Source organism: Cupriavidus sp. GW823-FHT07A04, assembly GCF_058794615.1.
In genome coordinates, this window is the sequence record NZ_JBXAHA010000004.1 from 260,122 (window position 1) to 277,882 (window position 17,761).

Here is a 17,761-nt window from a genome sequence, read left to right on the forward strand (position 1 = left end):
ATGTGCCAGGCAATTTGCGCCAGCCGCGCAAGTGAGAACCCCGGGACGATCCCGGAGCCACCTGCAAAAAAAATATAGGTCAGCAATGTGGGAGATCAAAGGCGCTGGCAGCGGGCGTCCGGGCAACGTATTCGTTGCCCGGGAGGTTTGCCGCTTGCCCGTGCCTTGCCTGGCTAGCGGATTTGCAGGGGGAAGAACAGGCTGATGCCGGGCGCCGGCTGGGGCACGTAAGCTACCGGCGGTGGCGCGTAGATATAGCGCTGGTTGTCATGGTAGTTGCCGCGATAGCCGCGATAGTTGTGATGGTCACGGGAGTGATCGTAGTGTTGGTTGCCCTGCCCGTTGCCGTTGTGTCCCTGATGGGACGAAGCATGCTGGTTGCCTTGGTTCCGGCCGAAATGGTGGTCGTCGCCGAGGGCCGGTGCCGTCGACACGACGCCGAGTGCCAGCGCCAGGCCGAATGCCGCGGTGGCCTTCATGGTCGCCGCGCGCATCCAGCGCGAGCGCGTTGTTGAGGTGTTCATCTTGCTCTCCTGTTCTTGAGCGAAAGCCCGAACCTTGCCGCGTTGCTTGTACCTGCGCCTGCCGTCCGGGCCCGGGGCTTCAGTTCTTCATCGACGCATGCTGCTGCCGGTTCCGGAAGATCAGGTCGGCATTCTTCTTTTCGATGCGATCCTGCTTCGCGACTCCCACGGACAGCACCTTTCCCCAGTCCAGATCCACATCCAGGCCGCCAAATCTGTCCGCGACGTCCGGCGCATGGCCGATCGAGCCGGCGCAAATGCAGTTGGCTTTCTCCGCTGGCGCTTCCTGGCGAGTCTTGTTCAGCCGCCGTAATCAAGGCTGGATCCAAGGCTGAATGTCGCCTGGCACCGCCCTCGCTGCGTGCTGGAAGTTCCCGCGCGCAGCGATGCGCTTTCCGCGTTCAATCCATGGCGCCTTGCGGCCCGGCCCGGCCTCTAGCACTTCTTTCTCGATGCCCAGCACAAAGCTCTTGCACTGGACGTCGAGCGTGAGCGCGGACCAGGGCACGGCGAAGAGCTTTCCGCCCATGCCGAGGAATCCGCCAAAGGACAGCACCGCATAGGCGATGCGCCCGCCCGGTACGTCCAGCATGATGTGGTCAACTTTGCCAAGCTTGTCGCCGCCGCGGCCGATGTCGCTCATAGCATCGCCAACCGGCTCATGGGTGGGATTGATCAACGACATGGATCGGCCATGGCGTCGGTACGATGGCGGACACGGAGATGTCTTTCATCGCACTTCGCTTTGCGCAAGCACTTGCTGGACAGGCGCCGCTCAAGCGTGGCTCAGGCGCGCATGGTCACCAGCATCGCGCAGACAGCCAAGGCCATCATCAGCGTGGCGAGCCACCCCAGCACCTTCAGCCTTGTGCTGACGACGAACTCGCCCATGATGTCGGTGCGCGCCGCCATCAGCATCGTCACCGCCATGATCGGCACGGAGATCACGCCGTTGATGACGGCGCTCCAGTACAACGCCTTGATCGGGTCGATCGCGGTAAAGCCCAGCGCGATGCCGATCAGGGTGGAGACGGCGATGATGCCGTAGAAGGCCTTTGCCGTCATCGGCGTGCGCTCCAGGCTGTTTTTCCATTTGAAGGCGCCCGCCATGGCATAGGCGGAGGATCCGCCCAGCACGGGAATCGCCAGCAAGCCGGTGCCGATGATGCCGGCACTGAACAGCATGAAGGCGAAATCGCCGGCAATCGGGCGCAGCGCGGTGGCTGCCTGTGCCGAGGTCTGGATATCGGTGACGCCATGCAGGTTGAGCGTCACCGCTGTCGTCAGGATGATGAAAAACGCCACCAGGTTCGAGAAACCCATGCCGACATAGGTATCGATCTTGATGCGCCGCAAATTGGATTGCGCCTGCCAGGGCGCATTGATCAGGGGCCGGGCCTGGGGGTTGGCGAGCTGATCCTCGACTTCCTGCGATGCCTGCCAGAAGAACAGGTAGGGGCTGATGGTGGTGCCGAACACCGCCACCACGGTCGTGACATACTCGGGCTTCCAGGACATATGCGGCAGCAGCGCCTTCGACAGCACCTGCGACCACGGGATATGCACGACAAACGCCGTGGCCACGTAGGCCAGCAAGGCCAGCGTGAGCCATTTCAGCAAGCGGACATAGCGCCGGTAGGGCACGAACACCTGCAGCAGCAATGAGATCATGCCGAACACCACGGCATAAAGCTGGGCCGGCCCGCCCACGATCAGCCGCAGCGCCTCGCCCATGGCCGAGACGTCGGCCGCAATATTGATCGTGTTGGCAACCAGCAAGAGGCTGACCACGGCATACAGGAGCCACGCGGGGTAATGCCTGCGGATATTGGTGGCCAGCCCATGGCCGCTCACCCGCCCGATCCTGGCGCTCACCACCTGGATGCCCACCATCAACGGGTAGGTGAGCAGCACCGTCCACAACATGTTGAAGCCAAACTGCGCGCCCGCTTGCGAATAAGTGGCGATGCCGCTGGGATCGTCGTCCGCCGCGCCGGTGATCAAGCCCGGGCCGAGCTTGCCGAGCCATGATTGTTCAGCGTCTTGCGGGGCGGATGCCACATCTTTCACCGATGCCTCCATTAGCTGGCTTGCCGCTAACATAGCAGGTTCCGCAGTTGCGCACGCCACGTTATGGATACGTGTGCGGACAGCGCGCGCAGGGCGAACCGCATGCCCGTGCCTTTGCCTATACTGAGAGCCGCAGGTCGAGCGCATCATTCGCCAAGCGCCGTGCGCGTTCCGCACGCCAGTTGCCCGGGGGCATTCATGGAGTACAAGGATTACTACGCGATGCTCGGGGTGGAGCCCACGGCCACGCAGGATGACATCAAGCGCGCCTACCGCAAGCTGGCGCGCAAGTATCACCCGGACGTCAGCAAGGAGCCGGATGCGGAGGCTCGCTTCAAGGATGTGGCCGAGGCGTATGTGGCACTGAAAGACGAGGAGAAGCGCGCCGCTTACGACGACGTGGGGGCGCGGTACAAGAGCGGCCGCGAGTTCACCCCGCCGCCGGGATGGGATAGCGGCTTCGAATACAGCGGCGGCGAGGCGGATTTCGAGCAAGACCTGGATCGCAGCGACTTCTTCGAGTCGCTCTTCGGCGCCAGGCATGCGCAGTCTCGCGGCGGGCGAGGCGCTGCCCGCATGGCAGGGGGCGATCACCATGCCAAGGTGCAGATCGATCTGCAGGACGTCTACCGGGGCGGGCGCCGCACCATCACGCTGCGCGCGCCCCAGGCAGACGCCAGCGGGCACGTGCGACTGCAGGAGCGGCAGCTGGAAGTCAATATTCCCAAAGGCATTCGCAGTGGACAGCATCTTCGGCTTGCAGGCCAGGGCGGCCCCGGACTTGGAGACGCTCCCGCCGGCGACCTCTATCTCGAAATCGAGATCGCGCCGCACCCGCTGTTCCGCGTAGTCGATCGCGACGTCTACCTCGACCTGCCCGTGGCCCCATGGGAAGCCGCCTTGGGCGCCAGCGTCGGCATCCCCACGCCGGACGGCAGCGTGCAACTCAGCGTGCCGCCGGGCTCGTCGGCAGGCCGCAAGCTGCGCCTCAAGGGCAAGGGCCTGCCCAGCACGCCGCCCGGCGACCTGTACGCGGTGCTGTCGATCGTCTTGCCGCCCGCGGACACGGAAAAGGCCAATGACGCGTACCGGGAAATGGCCAAGACCTTTAGCGGTTTTGCCCCGCGCCGTTCACTGGAGGCTTGATGCGATGAGCGATCAAGGCATATCGATGCTGCATGGCGTCCTTGTCGAAGAAGAGGTGCAGTTTACTCTGGTGGAGCTGAGCGTGGCCTGTCATGCCGACATTGGACAGGTGGTGGCGCTGGTGGAGGAGGGCGTGCTCACGCCGCGCGGAGAGGACGCGCCGCACTGGCGTTTCGACGGCGCCACGCTCAAGCGTGCCCGCACGGCGCTGCGGCTCGCGCGCGACCTGGAGCTCGGGGTGGCCGGCGCGGCCGTCGTGCTCGACCTGCTGGACGAGATCGAGACGTTAAGGGCAAAGCTGCGGCGGGCGAACCTGGCTTGAAGAGGAGTGCTTCGCACTCCCAGTTAATTGATTACTTTTTCTTCTGAAAGGATAGAAAAAATAAGCTGGACGCAATCGGTCCGGCAGAGAAGAATCCGCCCACGCGGCACGTGGCGTTCAGGTTCCCGCGGCCATACCAACAGGCATCAACCGAGGAGACATGGATGTCATTTACTACATTGACCACGCGCGCGGCCAACCGCAGCAGGTTCGTACTGGCGGCGTTGGCAACCGTTTGCCTTCCCGCACCGGCCCTTGCGCAAGCCGCTCCTTACCCCTCCAAGCCGATCAGCCTCGTCGTCGGCAGTGCGCCGGGCGGCTCTGTCGATCTCTTCGCGCGTGCCATCGGCAAGCATCTGCAGGACGCATTGGGGCAACCCGTGCTGGTCGAGAACAAGCCAGCGGGTGGCGGGGTCATTGCGGGTACCTATGTCGCGAGGGCGCCGGCGGACGGCTACGCCTTGCTGATGGTGACGTCGACCTTCACGACAGGGGCGGCCATCCGGACCAACCTGCCTTATGACGCAGTGAAGAGCTTCAAGCCCGTGGGTATGCTCGCCAAAGGCCCCTTGCTGGTGACGGTGTCCGCCAATTCGCCGTTCAAGTCGGTGGCCGATCTGGTGGCCAACGCAAAGGCCAATCCGGGCAAGCTCAACTACGGGACTTCGGGGGCGGGCAGCATCAACCAGTTCGCCAGCGAACTGTTCGCGGACGCGGCCGATATCAAGCTGACCCATGTCCCATACAAGGGTATCTCGCCGGCTGTGACCGACATGGTAGGCGGCCAGATCCAGATGATGGTGGCCAGCGCGCCATCCATCCTCTCACAGGTCAAGAGCGGGCGGGTCAGGGCGCTGGCCGTTACCACGGCCGAGCGCTCGCCCGTGGCGCCGGATCTGGTGCCGCTGGAGCAGGCCGGCTACAAAGGCAGTGCCGTGGAATTGTGGTGGGGCATACTGGCGCCTGCCGGCACGCCGCAAGCCCTGGTGGACAAGCTCAATGGTGAGATCGGCAAGATCGTCCAGTCGCAGGACATGAAGGCGTTCCTGCTCAAGGAAGGCGCGGAGCCGGCGGTGATGAAGCCGGCTGAGTTCGCCGCTTTCATTGCGTCCGAGGTGGAGCGCTGGAGGAAGGTCGCCAAGGTGGCGGACATCCGGGCCGAGTAGGCGCCGGCGCGCATCGCGGCGTTATGCCCGCCGTTACGTGCTCCATTACGTACGCCATTACGTGCGCCATTACGTACGCCATTGCGCCATGCTCGCCTGGCGTGCCTCATGCGCTTGCAGGGCAAGCGCCGCCGCAAGGCCCGCGCCGCAAAGCGCAGCCGTGAGCAAGAAGGCGCGGCCGCCCACGCTGGCAAACAGGTAGCTGCCCAGGAACACGCAGACCGCCGTCAGCAAGCCGGCACAGGCCGAGTAAAGGCCCGTGCCGCTGGAGATGACCTGCGCCGGCACGCGGGTGCGGATGTACTGCGCCGCGCCCAGTTGCGTGAAGCCTAGCGTGGCGCCCTGCAGCAGTTGCGCCAGCATGGCCACCCCGGCGCTCTCGGCCAGGCCGATCATCGACCAGCGCAGGATGCCCGCCGCGCAGGCCAGCGCGATCAGCGCTGGCGCCGATACCCGCGCCAGCAGCCGCGAGCCGAAGGCGAACGCCGTGATCTCCGCGATCACGCCCAGCGCCCACAGGTAGCCGATGGTCGATGCCGGGAACCCCACGCTTTTCCAGTACAGCGCGCTGTAGCTGTAGAAGAAGCCGTGGCACGCTTGCGACAGCGCGGCGCTGGCCAGGAACAGCGAGAAGCCGGGCAGCCGCAGCACCTGTTGCAACGGCGCTTTCACCGCATGGCGCGCCGCCAGCGTGTCGTTGGGCAGCGCCAGCGCCAGCAGGCCCTGTGCCAGGTACGCCGCCACGAACACGATCGCGATCACCTCGGTCCCCGCGCGATCCACCAGCCAGCCAAGCACGATCGACATGGCCACCACCGACATCGACCCGGCGCTGCGCAAGCGGCCAAAGTCAAAGCCATAGCGCGGCATGCCGGCCAGCGCCATGGATTCGCTCAGCGGTATCAGGCCCGCCGAGCAGGCCTTGACGGCCAGGAAGACCAGCAGCACGCCGATGAAGCCCTGCGCGCTGAACAGCAGCCCGGCGCTCAGCGCGGAACTGGCCACCAGCGCCAGCAGGATCACCTTGCGACTGCGGTACTGGTCCGCCATGGCGCCCACGGCCGGATTGACCAGCACTGCCAGCGCGGCGCCGAGCGCCAGCACCATCCCGGTCTGCTGCTCGCTCAGGCCCTGGGCTCGGATCCAGAGGGGGAAGAAGCTGATGGTGATCGCAACCGGGGCATACAGCGCGACGTAGTAGAAATAGAACGACGCGATGGCGTTCCGGGAGGGTTGGGCGTGGGCGGTCACGGGTAAAGGCCGGGTGGCTTGGAGGGAAAGCTGCGATAGGTCGGGGGAATGCGCAGCATGCATCATCGTGCCAGAGTGGGCGCAGTGCAAGCCATTGCGCCGCCCGCCTCCCGCTTCCCGTTCGGCGATGGTCCTGTCGCAAGCATCCACGCTGACCTAGAATCGCAATAGCGGCACGGGCGAGCGGTTCTTTGAATTGGTGGGAGACTGAAAATGGCGCTTGATGGCGGGACCCCGGGCGATTCGATCCAGGTGGGTCAATTGCACATCCAATACCTGATCGATGGCGCCGCAACGGGTGGGATGGGCGTATTCGAATTGACGGTGCCGCCCGGCTCGCAGGTGCCGCCAGCGCACAGCCACACGCACAACGAAGAGTGCGTCTATGTGCTGGCGGGCAGGCTTCGGTACGCTGTCGACGGGGTGGCCCGAGACCTGGCGCCGGGAGAGTGGGTGCATACCCCGCGCGGATCGGTGCATCAGTTCAGTAACCCGCACGGCGATGTGGCTCGCGCACTGGTTGTTCTCACGCCGGACATCGGGGCCCAGTACTTCCGCGACGTCGCCGATGTTGTCAATGCCGGCGCGCCACCCGACCGCGCGGCGCTGGTTGCGGTCATGTCCCGCTACGGGCTCATACCGGCGGCACCACCGGCGGCACCACCGGCGGCACCGGGTCAAGCGCAATCCATTGCCTAGGCCTGCGTCCAGCCCATCTCCACAAACACCCGGCACAGTGCTTCCATGCCCGCCGCGTCTTCGTCATCGAAGCGGGCAATCACGGGGCTGTCCACGTCCCACACGCCGATGAGCGTGCCGTCAGCAGCGATCAGCGGCACGACGATTTCCGATTCGGAGGCCGCGTCGCAGGCGATATGGCCGGCAAATGCATGCACGTCCCGCACGACCTGCGTGCTGCGGGTTTGCGCCGCAGTGCCGCAGACACCCTTGCCCAGGCCGATCCGCACGCAGGCGGGCTTGCCCTGGAATGGCCCCACTACCAGTTCGGTGCCGTCGTAGAAGTAGAAGCCCGCCCAGTTGAGATCCTTCAGCGCGTGGTAAACCAGCGCCGAAAAGTTGGCGGCATTGGCGATGCGGTCAGTCTCGTCCGCCAGCAGGGAGCGTGCCTGTGCGGCCAGTTCTTCATATTGCGCGGCCTTGGAGAGTGGGGCGGTGTCGCTGGATAGCTGAAACATGGTGCGGGTCCGGTGGCCTTGTCATTGCGGGGTCGAAGCCGAGATCCTAATCCCAAACCGAAACCTGCGCGCGGGTGGCATCGCCAACGCCATCCTGGTCAAGCCCAACCAGATCGGCACCCTGAGCGAGATGCTCGATACCGTGGGCGTGGCGCACGCGGCCGGGTACAGGGCGGTGATGTCGCATCGCTCGGGCGAGACCGAGGACTTGAGCATCGCGGACCTTGCGGTGGCGACCCGGTGCGGCCAGATCAAGACGGGGTCCATCTCCCGCGCGGATCGCACCGCGAAGTACAACCAGTTGATCCGCATCGAGCGCACGCTGGGGGCGCAGGCGCGCTACGCCGGCAGCGCAATCCTCAAGGGCCGGGGCTGAGCGGCGGCGCTGCACCGCGCAATACGGCGCAGCGCGTGGCCATCACGAGCCCGCCACCTTCAGCAGCACCGGGTCGTTGCGATACAGGTCGGGGAACATCTGCTTCAGGTAGCCGATCTTGGGCATGTCGTTGATGACGATGTACGGGTGCGAAGGATGGAGGGTCAGGAAATTCTGGTGATAGCTCTCCGCCGGGTAGAAGGCTTTGTAGTCCTCGATGCGGGTAACGATGGGTGCCTTGAACGCGTTGGCTTTGCCCAGTTGCGCGATATAGGCCTGCGCCACGCTGCGCTGCTCGGCGTTGAGCGGGAACACCGCCGAGCGGTACTGCGTGCCGTGGTCCGGGCCCTGGAAGTTGAGCTGCGTAGGGTTGTGCGCGACCGAGAAGAAGATCTGCAGCAGGCGGCCGTAGCTGATCTGAGCCGGGTCGAACGTGACCTGCACCGATTCCGCATGGCCGGTGCCGCCGCCGCTGACGGTCTCGTACTGGGCAGTGCTGGCTGCGCCGCCGGCATAGCCGGACGTGACCTGCTTCACGCCGCGCACGTGCTGGAACACGCCTTGCACGCCCCAGAAGCAGCCGCCGGCGAACACGGCCGTTTCCGTTGGCGCCGCGCTGGCTTTTTCATCGAGCGCGGGCGGGGGGATCTTGACGGCGTCTTCAGCCGAGTTGGCCACGCGCTGCCAGGCCAGCAGGCCCGCCGCCAGCATGACGAGGCCAGCGATTTTTGCGGCGGACGAGCGCGTCCACCAGGAGAAACCGGTTGATGTTTGCGTGGTCATGATTGCCTGTCCTTGAACGTTGCAGTGTCGTAATCAATGCGTGGAATATGGGTGGAATATGGGTGGAATAGGGCGGCTTGCGCGCGCATCAACCGAAGGTAAAGGCATAAGCCTCCACGCCGGGGTCCAGGAATTCGATCGTGAACGTGCGGTCGGCCACCTTGCCCGTCTGCCGTACCAGTTGATATAGCCGCTGCTCGGTCACCGTGCCGCTGCCATCCGCCGCCACATCGGTGCCGTGCGCGCTGCCTGGCGCGCCGCCGTCCACGCTTACCCGGAACCGCACTGGCTTGCCGTCCTTGCCCGGCCCCAGCACCAGATGCAGGTCGCGCGCGTGAAAGCGGTAGACGATCCGCCCGGAAGCGCCGGCCAGCGTGGCGTGCTCCGCACCCACCTGCCAAGTGCCGGCCAGGCCCCAGTCGTTGAGCGCAGGGCTGGCGGGCGCGGTATAAGTGTGCGCCTTGTCTTGCGCCTCGCCGCCGGGCGAGGCGAAGTTTTGCGCCCGCTCATAGCCAAGGTAGGTTTCGCCGGACTGGATTTCCGCTTTGTCGGCAGCCATCTGCACGCCTTGTATGCTTTGCGCATCGGCATGGCTGACGCCCATCGCCACTTTCGCCGCATCGGCATGGCCCGCTTGCGCCAGCAGTTGCTGGATCACCTGCTCGGATTTCGCGTACTCGCCCTCGCCGAAGTGGTGAAAGCGGATCTGCCCCTGCGCGTCGATGAAATAGTGCGCCGGCCAGTACTGGTTGTTGAAGGCGCGCCAGATCGCGTAGTTGTTGTCGACCGCCACGGGATAGTCGATGCCGAGGTCGCGCGTGGCCTTCTTCACGTTGTCGAAGTTGCGCTCGAAGGCAAACTCCGGCGCATGCACGCCGATCACCACCAGCCCCTGGTCGCGGTACTTCTGCGCCCAGGCCTTCACGTAGGGCAGGGTGCGCAGGCAGTTGATGCACGAGTAGGTCCAGAAATCGACCAGCACCACCTTGCCGCGCAGCGCCTCGGCCGTGAGCGGCGGCGAGTTCAGCCACGCCACGGCGCCGCCCAGCCCGGGCAGCTGGCCTTCCACGGGGAGTGCCGCGGCGGCGCTCTCGCTGGTCTTGCCGGTCTTGAGGCTGGTGGCGCGCATCATCGCGCCGGACGACGTGGCCATGGCCGCGCCATTGCCGGCTTCGGCCTGTTTAGCGGAAAGCTTGTCGACCAACTGCTGCTCGATGCCGCCCGTGGCCACGGTCGAGACGCGGGCCAGCACACCTGTGTCCAGCCCCAGCCCGATGGCAACCACGCCGAGCAACATGGCCGCGCCAAGGCCGCGCCGGACCCATTCCCCCGCGCCCAGCGAGCGCTTCATCGCGGTAAAGACCCGGCCGCCGATCAGCAAGGCCACGGCCAGCGACGTGGCCGCGCCGGCCGCGTAGGCCACTAGCAGCAGCGTGGTGCCGACGCTGGCGCCGCGCAGCGCCGCACCGGTCAGCACAAGGCCGAGGATCGGGCCAGCGCAAGGCGCCCACAGCAGGCCGGTGGCAATGCCGAGCAGGAACGACGAGCCGGGCCGGACCTGCCCGCCTTCGGCCTGCGCAAACGCGGAGAGCCGGCTGCCCGCGCTTACCAGCGGCTGCATCAGCCGCTCGGCCAGGCGCGGCAGCAGCAGCGTCAGGCCGAACACGGCCAGCAAGGCAATGGCCAGCCAGCGTCCGTACTGGTTGGCCTGGGTTACCCAGCCGCCGCCCACCGCCGCCAGCGTTGCCACCGCCGCGAAGGTCAGCGCCATGCCGGCCAGCAGCGGCAGGCCGCTGCGCACAAAGGGCTGGTCGGCCCGCGAGAACACGAAGGGCAGCACGGGCAGGATGCACGGGCTGAGGATGGTGAGCGCGCCACCAAGGTAGGCGAGGATAAGAAGGAACATGGAATGTTTCAGTCTGGTTGTTGTCGGCGTTGGAGGCCCGCGCGGGCTCAGGCGGCTTGCGGCTTGAACGTCATCGCCACGCCGTTCATGCAGTAGCGCAGCCCGGTCGGCTTGGGGCCGTCGTCGAACACATGGCCCAGGTGGCCGCCGCAGCGCCGGCAGTGCACCTCCGTGCGCGATATGCCGAAGGACCGGTCCTCGTTCGTGCGCACGGCGTTGTCCAGCGGCGCCCAGAAGCTGGGCCAGCCGGTGCGGCTGTCGAACTTGGTGCGCGACGAGAACAGGTCGAGCTGGCATCCGGCGCAGGCGAAGATGCCGGCGCGATGCTCATCGTTCAGCGGGCTGCTGTAGGGCCGCTCCGTGCCTTCCTGGCGCAGCACGTTGTACTGGCTTGCGCTGAGCATCTGGCGCCACTGGGCGTCGGAGCGTACTACCTCGAAGGTTTCGGCGGGCTTGCCCGCGTTCGCCGTGCCGGCGGCCAGCGCGCGCCAGCCGCTAACGGCCGCGAGCGCCGCCACGGCGGCACTGCCCGATACCAAAAAGCGCCTTCTGCTTCCCATGATGTGCTCCTTGCCTCAATGTATCGATCGCTGCGACCGACTTGCCGTCGATCGCTGCCATGGATCGTTGGCCGCATCGTATGGCTGGCACCATCCCGGAGTCCTCACCAAAGGTTAAATTAAATGTGATAACTCGCCGCCTCAAAATTTTGCACAATAGCCAGGCCGGCGCTTTTCCTGTGCCCCCCTGTCACGCGCGAGCCGGCTCGCGCCTCTAGGCTGAACATGGATCACCCCAAGCGCATCCTGATCGTCGAAGACGACGTCGACATCGCCAACGTACTGAGCCTGCACCTGCGCGACGAGCGCTATGAAGTCGTGCACAGCGCCGACGGCAACGAAGGCCTGCGGCTGCTGGCGCAGGGCAACTGGGACGCGCTGATCCTCGACCTGATGCTGCCCGGCGTGGACGGGCTGGAGATCTGCCGGCGCGCCCGCGCCATGACGCGCTACACGCCGATCATCATCACCAGCGCGCGCGCAAGCGAAGTCCACCGCATCCTTGGCCTGGAACTTGGCGCCGACGACTACCTGGCCAAGCCGTTCTCGGTGCTCGAGCTGGTGGCCCGCGTGAAGGCGCTGCTGCGCCGCGTGGATGCGATGGCCAAGGACCTGCGGATCGATGCGGGCAGCCTGGAGCTGGGCGGCCTGTCGATCGATCCGCTCACGCGCGAGGCCAGCGTGGACGGCCGGCGCATCGAGCTCACCCCGCGCGAGTTCGACCTGCTGTATTTCTTCGCCAGGCATCCCGGCAAGGTCTTCTCCCGCATGGACCTGCTCAACGCCGTCTGGGGCTATCAGCACGAGGGCTACGAACATACCGTCAACACCCATATCAACCGGCTGCGCACCAAGATCGAAGCCGACCCGGCACAGCCCAGCCGCATCCTGACCGTATGGGGGCATGGCTACAAGCTCGCGGCGGGAGCCCAAGGAGGCGCGCCGTGAGCCTTGACCTTGGACTGAACCTGAGCCGCCGCCTGACCCTGACGCAGCGGCTGTCCCTGGTGTTTTCCGTGCTGCTGCTGGCCTGCTGCGGCGCCTCCGCGTGGCTGCAGGTCCGCTCCAACGACATGCGCGAGAAGGAAGTCATCCAGGACCTGTCGCGCGGGCTGGCCGGCCATATTGCGCGCAATGCGTCGCTGATGGACGCCAACGGGCTCAAGCCGGATGCGTTGCGCCGCCTGTTCGGCCAGTTGATGGTGGTGAACCCGAGCGTGGAGGTGTACCTGCTGGACAGCCAGGGCCGGATCCAGGGGCACGATGCGCCGGCCGGGCACCTGCAGCGCCAGCAAGTAGACCTCAAGCCGGTGCAGCGCCTGCTGGCCGGCGAGCCGCTGCCTATCCTTGGGGACGATCCGCGCAGCGCGGGCGGGCGCAAGGTGTTCAGCGCCGCGCCGCTGCGCGTGGGCGGTGCCGAGCCCGCCGGCTACATCTACGTGGTGCTGCTGGGCGAGGCGCATGACGAACTGGCGGCGCGCGCCTCCGCCAACTCGGTGCTGCGCACCACGCTGTGGTCGATGGGGCTGGTGGCGCTGCTGGGATTGCTGGCCGGGTTGATGGCGTTTGGCCTCATCACGCGGCCGCTGCGCCGCCTGACCGAGGCGATGCGGCGGTTTGATGCCGATGGTGCGCCCGAGACGCAGCCGCGCGTGCCGCGCTCGCCGTGCGGCAATGCGCGCGATGAAATCGTCGCGCTGGAAGCGGCCTTCGCGCAAATGGCGGACCGCATCGCCGAGCAATGGCGCGCGCTGACCAAGCAGGACCAGGAGCGGCGCGAGCTGGTTGCCAATATTTCCCATGACCTGCGCACGCCGCTGACCTCGCTGCACGGCTACCTGGAAACGCTGTCGCTCAAGGCCGATACGCTTAGCGAGGCCGAGCGCCAGCGCTACCTGGCCATCGCGCTGGCGCAAAGCGTCAAGGTGGGGCGGCTGGCGCAATCGCTCTTTGAGTTGGCGCGGCTGGAGCACGGCATTGTGCAGCCGGCGCTGGAGGATTTTTCGCTGGTGGACCTGGTGCAGGACGTGTTCCAGAAGTTCGAGCTGCCGGCCGAGGCGCGCCATGTGCGGCTGCGCGCCGGCATCCCGCAGCGCCTGCCCGCCGTCACGGCCGATCTCGGCATGATCGAGCGCGTGCTGACCAACCTGCTGGACAACGCGATCCGCCATACACCCGCCGAAGGCGCCATCGATGTCGATCTCGCCCTGCGCGACGGCAAGGTGGCGGTCACCGTCAGCGATACCGGCCCCGGCATTCCGGCGGAACTGCGCGAGAGCCTGTTCCAGCGGCCGTTCAGCGCCGGCGGCGCGCATCGCGGCGGCGGGCTGGGGCTGCTGATCGTGCAGCGCATGCTGCAGCTGCATCACAGCCAGATTCGGCTGGTGGAGCGCGCCGGCAGCGGTACGGTGTTCAGCTTTGAGTTGCCGGTGTCCAGCGTCGCTGCCGGCAATGCCCGCTAGCGGCGGGCAGGTTCAGCCCGCTGCCTGGCCGGAGAAGCGTTCGATCAGCCATGCGGCAGCGGGGCCGGGTGGCGTGTCGGTCCGGTAGATCGCATCGAAGGGGTAGAAGTTGCCGTGATTGTCGGGCAGGTCGAGCAGCACCAGACGGCCCGCGTCTAGGTCTTCCTGCACCATGGGCATCGGCATATTGCCCCAGCCTATGCCTTCTCGCAGCAGCATGTGCTTGGCGCCAAGATCGGCCAGCCGCCAGGTATGCGTGCTGACCACCGCGAAATCCATGCCGCGCGTCAACGCCGAGCGGTCCGACAGCACCAGTTGCACATGATGGCGCGCGGCGCCCGGTGGATTCGGGTTGCCGCTGCCCAGCGGATGGCCCGGCGCCGCAACCGGCCATAGCATCACATTGCCGATCCGGATGCGCTCGATTCCCGCTACGCCCGAGCTGAGCGGCCCGCTAACGCCAATGGTGGCGGCGCGGTCCAGCACCATCTGCGTCACGGCGCCAAGTGCCTCCATGTGCAGGTGCAGCGCTACCGTGGGAAATGTCTCTCGAAAGGCCTTCAGCGCGTCCACCACCCGGGATGCCGGCAGCATCACGTCCAGCGTCAGGTGGACCTCGGCCTCCAGGCCTTGCAGCAAGCCCTTGACCTTCGCGCGCAGCCCGTCGATGCCCATGGTGACTGTGCGCGCCTCGGCCAGCACGGTGCGGCCCGCCTCGGTCAGTTGCGGTTTTTTGGTGGTCTTGCGGTCGAACAGCGCCACGCCGAGCTGATTCTCCAGGTTGGCGATCGTATAGCTGATGACCGAGGTCGCCCGGCTGAGCTTGCGGGCCGCGCCGGCAAAGCTGCCGACGTCCACCACGGTCAGGAACACCTTCAGTTGATCCAGCGTGGGCGTACCGGGATTTGGCATCTTATCGATTTTATCGAACGTTTCGATCCATATTATCCCAGTTTCGCGGACGTAAAAATCCGCCTACATTTAGGCCCATCGGTTGCAGTACCCGATTCAGACCCTGAACCCGAACCTGAACCCGAACCCTGATCCCCTGACTCAACCGGCCTGCCATGACCGTGCGGCCGTATCAAATGGAGAACCACCATGTCCCAAGCCGCCCAACTCAACGCCCAGGCCAACTCCCAGGCCAACTCCCGTGCCGACACACCCGCCGCAGCCGGCGTGGCAGTGCTGGGCCGTGTTCTGATCAGCGCCATCTTCTTACTCTCCGGCGCGTCCAAGCTGGCCGCGCCGGCCGCCATGATCGGCTACATTCAGTCGGTCGGCCTGCCGCTGCCGCAGGTGGCGCTGGCCATTGCCATCGTCGTGGAAGTGGTGGGCGGCATCGCCCTGGTGTTGGGATACCGCACCCGCCTGGTGGCTGCCATCCTGGCTGTCTTTAGCGTGGCGACCGCGCTGGCCTTCCATGCCAACCTGGCGGACCAGAACCAGTTCATCCACTTCTTCAAGAACATTGCGATGGCCGGCGGCCTGCTGCAGATTGTGGTCTACGGTGCAGGCCGCTTCAGCCTGGATGCTCGCCGCGGGAACGCTTAACGCGCGGGGCGGGTTTCAAGCGCAGCCATGCGCATGGGAAACGCCAGCACGAAGAGCAGCGCGGCCAGCATCAGGGCCGCGCTGAGGATGTACAGGCTATCCGTGAAGCCGCCGGTGGCCGCCTTGATGGTGCCCACCATGACCGGCGCCACCAGGCCCGCGCTACTGCCGATCGTGCTGATCATGGCGATGCCGGCAGCCGCGCCCCGGTCCGCGAGGATGCTGCCCGGCACGGACCAGAGAATCGTGAAGGCGCTGGAGATGCCCGCCGACGACAGCGCCAGGCACAGCACCGCCGCCAGCGGGTTGTGCATGAACAGCGTGGTGAGCGACAAGCCCAGCGCGCCAACCAGCGCCGCCACGGCAAAATGCCAGCGCCGCTCCCCCGTGCGGTCTGAATGGCGCCCCACGACGATGGACGCCACAATCCCGGTGACCGCCGGCACCACCGCGTAAAACCCCACCTGCAGCACGCTCAGCCCCATCATCTTCAACAGCGTGGGCTGCCAGAACGACAAAGCATAGATGCCCAGGATGGCGAGAAACGAGATCAGGCCGAGCATCCACACGCGCCGGTCGCGCATCGCGGCGCCAAAGCCGTGGGTCGCGCGGATGCCGTTGGCGGCCTGGTCCTCCTCCAGCAGCCGGGCGACGCGTTGCCGCTCAGGGGCGCTGAGCCACCGTGCCTGCGCAGGGCCGTCCGACAGGATGAAGAAGGCCAGGATGCCCAGCAGCGCGCTCGGTATCCCCTCCAGCAGGAACAGCCACTGCCATCCCTGCAAGGACCACGCGCCATTGAGGAACGTCATCACCAGGCCCGCCAGCGGCCCGGCCACGATTGGCGCGGCGCCATAAGCCATGAAAAACAGCGCCGTCACCTGTGCCCGGCGGCGCGACGGGTACCAGAGCGTGAAGTAGAACAGCACCCCCGGCGCGAACCCGGCCTCCAGCACCCCGATCAGGAACCGCAACGCATAGAACTGTGTGGGCGTGCTCACGAAGATCATGGCCGCGCACGCCAGTCCCCACAGCCCCATGATGCGCAGCAGCGTGGCCCGCACGCCGATCTTTGCCAGCATCAGGTTGCTGGGCACCTCGAACAGCGCATAGCCGAGAAAGAAGATGCTCGCGCCCAGGCCAAAGACGGCATCGCCAAAGCCGAGGTCCTCGCGCATCTGCAGCTGCGCATAGCCAACGTTGGTCCGGTCCAGGTAATTGAAGACATAGCACACGCATAGCAGCGGCAGCAGCCGCCATGTGATCTTGCGGAACAGTTCGGCGTCGCTGGCCGGATCGGCGGCGGCCGTGCCGGCGGGCTTGGTGAGGGTGGCGGTGTTCATTGCGCGGACCCCCGGTCTGCCCGCGTGCTGGTCGGGTGGCCGAACTCGGTCTCGCCCCACAAGTGGCTGGATGGCGCGCCTGGGAACAGCCAGTACGGCGTGCACTCGGACGACGGCACGACGTTGCAAAACGGATGCGCTTCGGAGGCGCCCGCGATGGTTTTCTCCAGCACCATGGACAGGTACTGGTCGTTGCTGCCCTCCTGCGTATTGCCATTCAGGATCACCTCGGCGCCGGTGGCGCGCGCAAAGCGCCGGATGCCGTTGTGGCGCGAATGCTCTGGCGACCAGCTGTCCGCGCTGACACCGTTCTCGCTACTCACGCGGATGCCGTCGGGCGTGCGATAGACCAGCGAGTGATTGCCTTCGGTGTGCCCCGGCGTGTGCACCAGCGCCAGGCCGTGGCCCAGGTGCACGCTGCCGTCGAAAGCGACGATGCGCTCCCGCGGCACGTCCGCGAGGCCATTGGGGCAGTACCAGTCGGCCTGCACCGGCAGCAGGCCGTGCAGGCTGGCCAGTTCCTGCCGGTGCACCAGAAGCCTCGCGTTGGGCAGCAATCCGCGGCTCGCGCCGCTGCCGAGCCAGCGGCGCACGTCCTGCGTGTGCAGGTGATCGTAGGTGATGTAGTCGATCTGCTCGGGCGCCACGCCGCAGCGTGCCAGTGCTTGCAGCACCGTGCTGTAGACGGGGGCGATGGTGCTGTGCAGGAACCGCGGCGTCTGCGCGCTCATGCGTTTGAAGTAGGGCGTCTCGGCGCCGGCCTCGAAGTCCGCGGGGGTGAACAGCAGCGTGCGCAGGCACCCCGCGAAGTCCTCGTACTGGATCAGCGCCATGCGCGACAGCAGGTGGATCAGGTGCGGCTTGAGCATCTGCTGCGAGTACACGCCGTTAAAGGCATACCAGGCGGGGTAGGGAACCCGCAGCAGGTTGAAGCTGCGCGCGAACCGAACCGGCGGCGCTTCCAGGAACTGCTCGCGGAAGCGCACTGCGCCGCGGCGCAGCGCGCGCAGGCGGTCCTGTGGCGCGCTGGCGCTGCGGGCGCCGTCAAAGTCGGAGATCGGCAGCAGGCCTGTCGGATCGGGTTCGCGTTTCATGGGTTGTCTCC

18 protein-coding genes and 2 pseudogenes are annotated in these 17,761 nt (G+C 66.3%); 9 read left to right on the forward strand and 11 right to left on the reverse strand.

Annotation, left to right across the window (positions count from 1 at the left end):
- Positions 1–173 precede the first annotated feature (173 nt).
- On the reverse strand, positions 174–524 hold the full coding sequence (locus AC1Q7Q_RS09015; RefSeq protein ID WP_492370520.1) for a hypothetical protein: 351 nt from the start codon (positions 522–524) through the stop codon (positions 174–176).
- A 97-nt stretch (positions 525–621) separates the two neighbouring features.
- Between AC1Q7Q_RS09015 and AC1Q7Q_RS09020 the strand changes: the two genes are divergently transcribed.
- Positions 622–837: a hypothetical protein gene (locus AC1Q7Q_RS09020; RefSeq protein ID WP_492370519.1), complete on the forward strand. Its 216-nt coding sequence runs from the start codon at positions 622–624 to the stop codon at positions 835–837.
- 108 nt (positions 838–945) lie between these two features.
- Here AC1Q7Q_RS09020 and AC1Q7Q_RS09025 read toward each other — a convergent pair.
- A pseudogene (locus AC1Q7Q_RS09025) lies at positions 946–1,146 on the reverse strand (PRC-barrel domain-containing protein); the annotation flags it as partial.
- 164 nt (positions 1,147–1,310) lie between these two features.
- Positions 1,311–2,606: an NRAMP family divalent metal transporter gene (locus AC1Q7Q_RS09030; protein WP_492370598.1), complete on the reverse strand. Its 1,296-nt coding sequence runs from the start codon at positions 2,604–2,606 to the stop codon at positions 1,311–1,313.
- A 186-nt stretch (positions 2,607–2,792) separates the two neighbouring features.
- On the opposite strand from AC1Q7Q_RS09030, the gene AC1Q7Q_RS09035 reads away from it, so the two are divergent.
- The 3 genes from AC1Q7Q_RS09035 (at position 2,793) to AC1Q7Q_RS09045 (ending at position 5,228) form a co-directional block, all read left to right on the forward strand.
- Entirely contained in the window at positions 2,793–3,740 is a 948-nt protein-coding gene (locus AC1Q7Q_RS09035; protein ID WP_492370518.1) for a DnaJ C-terminal domain-containing protein, read from the forward strand.
- A gap of 4 nt (positions 3,741–3,744) precedes the next feature.
- A complete protein-coding gene (locus tag AC1Q7Q_RS09040; protein WP_492370517.1) occupies positions 3,745–4,062 on the forward strand; it encodes a chaperone modulator CbpM in 318 nt (105 codons plus the stop codon).
- A 164-nt stretch (positions 4,063–4,226) separates the two neighbouring features.
- Entirely contained in the window at positions 4,227–5,228 is a 1,002-nt protein-coding gene (locus AC1Q7Q_RS09045) for a tripartite tricarboxylate transporter substrate binding protein (RefSeq protein WP_492370516.1), read from the forward strand.
- Positions 5,229–5,297: 69 nt separating this feature from the next.
- Here AC1Q7Q_RS09045 and AC1Q7Q_RS09050 read toward each other — a convergent pair whose 3' ends face one another.
- The gene (locus AC1Q7Q_RS09050) at positions 5,298–6,479 is read right to left on the reverse strand and encodes an MFS transporter (protein WP_492370515.1); all 1,182 of its coding nucleotides are present in this window, start codon (positions 6,477–6,479) and stop codon (positions 5,298–5,300) included.
- A gap of 213 nt (positions 6,480–6,692) precedes the next feature.
- Between AC1Q7Q_RS09050 and AC1Q7Q_RS09055 the strand changes: the two genes are divergently transcribed.
- Positions 6,693–7,178: a cupin domain-containing protein gene (locus tag AC1Q7Q_RS09055; protein ID WP_492370514.1), complete on the forward strand. Its 486-nt coding sequence runs from the start codon at positions 6,693–6,695 to the stop codon at positions 7,176–7,178.
- On the opposite strand, the gene AC1Q7Q_RS09060 is transcribed toward AC1Q7Q_RS09055, so the two are convergent.
- Complete coding sequence (locus AC1Q7Q_RS09060; protein WP_492370513.1) at positions 7,175–7,675, reverse strand: GAF domain-containing protein; 501 nt, start codon at positions 7,673–7,675, stop codon at positions 7,175–7,177. The genes AC1Q7Q_RS09055 and AC1Q7Q_RS09060 overlap by 4 nt on opposite strands.
- A gap of 76 nt (positions 7,676–7,751) precedes the next feature.
- On the opposite strand from AC1Q7Q_RS09060, the pseudogene eno reads away from it, so the two are divergent.
- Positions 7,752–8,051, forward strand: a pseudogene (gene eno / locus AC1Q7Q_RS09065) (phosphopyruvate hydratase); the annotation flags it as partial.
- Positions 8,052–8,093: 42 nt separating this feature from the next.
- Here the strand turns inward: eno and msrA are convergent.
- From msrA to msrB, 3 genes are all read right to left on the reverse strand, one after another.
- Complete coding sequence (gene msrA, locus AC1Q7Q_RS09070; RefSeq protein WP_492370512.1) at positions 8,094–8,834, reverse strand: peptide-methionine (S)-S-oxide reductase MsrA; 741 nt, start codon at positions 8,832–8,834, stop codon at positions 8,094–8,096.
- Positions 8,835–8,922: 88 nt separating this feature from the next.
- Positions 8,923–10,740, reverse strand: coding sequence for a cytochrome c biogenesis protein DipZ (locus tag AC1Q7Q_RS09075; RefSeq protein ID WP_492370511.1), 1,818 nt, complete (start codon positions 10,738–10,740; stop codon positions 8,923–8,925).
- 47 nt (positions 10,741–10,787) lie between these two features.
- A complete protein-coding gene (gene msrB, locus AC1Q7Q_RS09080) occupies positions 10,788–11,300 on the reverse strand; it encodes a peptide-methionine (R)-S-oxide reductase MsrB (RefSeq protein ID WP_492370510.1) in 513 nt (170 codons plus the stop codon).
- Between the two features lie 225 nt (positions 11,301–11,525).
- On the opposite strand from msrB, the gene AC1Q7Q_RS09085 reads away from it, so the two are divergent.
- Together AC1Q7Q_RS09085 and AC1Q7Q_RS09090 are read left to right on the forward strand one after the other, a co-directional pair.
- Positions 11,526–12,248 (forward strand): response regulator transcription factor, encoded by a 723-nt coding sequence (locus AC1Q7Q_RS09085; protein ID WP_492370597.1) that lies wholly within the window; start codon positions 11,526–11,528, stop codon positions 12,246–12,248.
- Complete coding sequence (locus AC1Q7Q_RS09090) at positions 12,245–13,762, forward strand: sensor histidine kinase (protein ID WP_492370509.1); 1,518 nt, start codon at positions 12,245–12,247, stop codon at positions 13,760–13,762. The genes AC1Q7Q_RS09085 and AC1Q7Q_RS09090 overlap by 4 nt, the downstream gene beginning before the upstream one ends.
- Before the next feature lie 12 nt (positions 13,763–13,774).
- On the opposite strand, the gene AC1Q7Q_RS09095 is transcribed toward AC1Q7Q_RS09090, so the two are convergent.
- Entirely contained in the window at positions 13,775–14,674 is a 900-nt protein-coding gene (locus tag AC1Q7Q_RS09095) for a LysR family transcriptional regulator (protein ID WP_492370508.1), read from the reverse strand.
- Between the two features lie 189 nt (positions 14,675–14,863).
- On the opposite strand from AC1Q7Q_RS09095, the gene AC1Q7Q_RS09100 reads away from it, so the two are divergent.
- Positions 14,864–15,316 carry a DoxX family protein gene (locus AC1Q7Q_RS09100; protein ID WP_492370507.1) on the forward strand — a complete coding sequence of 151 codons (453 nt, stop codon included), beginning with the start codon at positions 14,864–14,866 and terminating at the stop codon, positions 15,314–15,316.
- Here AC1Q7Q_RS09100 and AC1Q7Q_RS09105 read toward each other — a convergent pair.
- Positions 15,313–16,656 (reverse strand): MFS transporter, encoded by a 1,344-nt coding sequence (locus AC1Q7Q_RS09105; protein ID WP_492370506.1) that lies wholly within the window; start codon positions 16,654–16,656, stop codon positions 15,313–15,315. The genes AC1Q7Q_RS09100 and AC1Q7Q_RS09105 overlap by 4 nt on opposite strands.
- The gene (locus AC1Q7Q_RS09110) at positions 16,653–17,750 is read right to left on the reverse strand and encodes an MBL fold metallo-hydrolase (protein ID WP_492370505.1); all 1,098 of its coding nucleotides are present in this window, start codon (positions 17,748–17,750) and stop codon (positions 16,653–16,655) included. Before AC1Q7Q_RS09110 ends, AC1Q7Q_RS09105 begins: the two co-directional genes overlap by 4 nt.
- Positions 17,751–17,761: the final 11 nt, after the last annotated feature.

Bases quoted from the DNA above. Each gene is read 5' to 3' on its own strand.
- AC1Q7Q_RS09105 (WP_492370506.1), bottom strand. From the start codon at position 16,656: ATGAACACCGCCACCCTCACCAAGCCCGCCGGCACGGCCGCCGCCGAT.
- AC1Q7Q_RS09110 (WP_492370505.1), bottom strand. From the start codon at position 17,750: ATGAAACGCGAACCCGATCCGACAGGCCTGCTGCCGATCTCCGACTTT.
- AC1Q7Q_RS09015 (WP_492370520.1), bottom strand. From the start codon at position 524: ATGAACACCTCAACAACGCGCTCGCGCTGGATGCGCGCGGCGACCATG.
- AC1Q7Q_RS09035 (WP_492370518.1), top strand. From the start codon at position 2,793: ATGGAGTACAAGGATTACTACGCGATGCTCGGGGTGGAGCCCACGGCC.
- msrA (WP_492370512.1), bottom strand. From the start codon at position 8,834: ATGACCACGCAAACATCAACCGGTTTCTCCTGGTGGACGCGCTCGTCC.
- AC1Q7Q_RS09020 (WP_492370519.1), top strand. From the start codon at position 622: ATGCTGCTGCCGGTTCCGGAAGATCAGGTCGGCATTCTTCTTTTCGAT.
- AC1Q7Q_RS09095 (WP_492370508.1), bottom strand. From the start codon at position 14,674: ATGCCAAATCCCGGTACGCCCACGCTGGATCAACTGAAGGTGTTCCTG.
- AC1Q7Q_RS09055 (WP_492370514.1), top strand. From the start codon at position 6,693: ATGGCGCTTGATGGCGGGACCCCGGGCGATTCGATCCAGGTGGGTCAA.
- AC1Q7Q_RS09075 (WP_492370511.1), bottom strand. From the start codon at position 10,740: ATGTTCCTTCTTATCCTCGCCTACCTTGGTGGCGCGCTCACCATCCTC.
- AC1Q7Q_RS09045 (WP_492370516.1), top strand. From the start codon at position 4,227: ATGTCATTTACTACATTGACCACGCGCGCGGCCAACCGCAGCAGGTTC.
- AC1Q7Q_RS09060 (WP_492370513.1), bottom strand. From the start codon at position 7,675: ATGTTTCAGCTATCCAGCGACACCGCCCCACTCTCCAAGGCCGCGCAA.
- AC1Q7Q_RS09040 (WP_492370517.1), top strand. From the start codon at position 3,745: ATGAGCGATCAAGGCATATCGATGCTGCATGGCGTCCTTGTCGAAGAA.
- AC1Q7Q_RS09030 (WP_492370598.1), bottom strand. From the start codon at position 2,606: ATGGAGGCATCGGTGAAAGATGTGGCATCCGCCCCGCAAGACGCTGAA.
- msrB (WP_492370510.1), bottom strand. From the start codon at position 11,300: ATGGGAAGCAGAAGGCGCTTTTTGGTATCGGGCAGTGCCGCCGTGGCG.
- AC1Q7Q_RS09085 (WP_492370597.1), top strand. From the start codon at position 11,526: ATGGATCACCCCAAGCGCATCCTGATCGTCGAAGACGACGTCGACATC.
- AC1Q7Q_RS09100 (WP_492370507.1), top strand. From the start codon at position 14,864: ATGTCCCAAGCCGCCCAACTCAACGCCCAGGCCAACTCCCAGGCCAAC.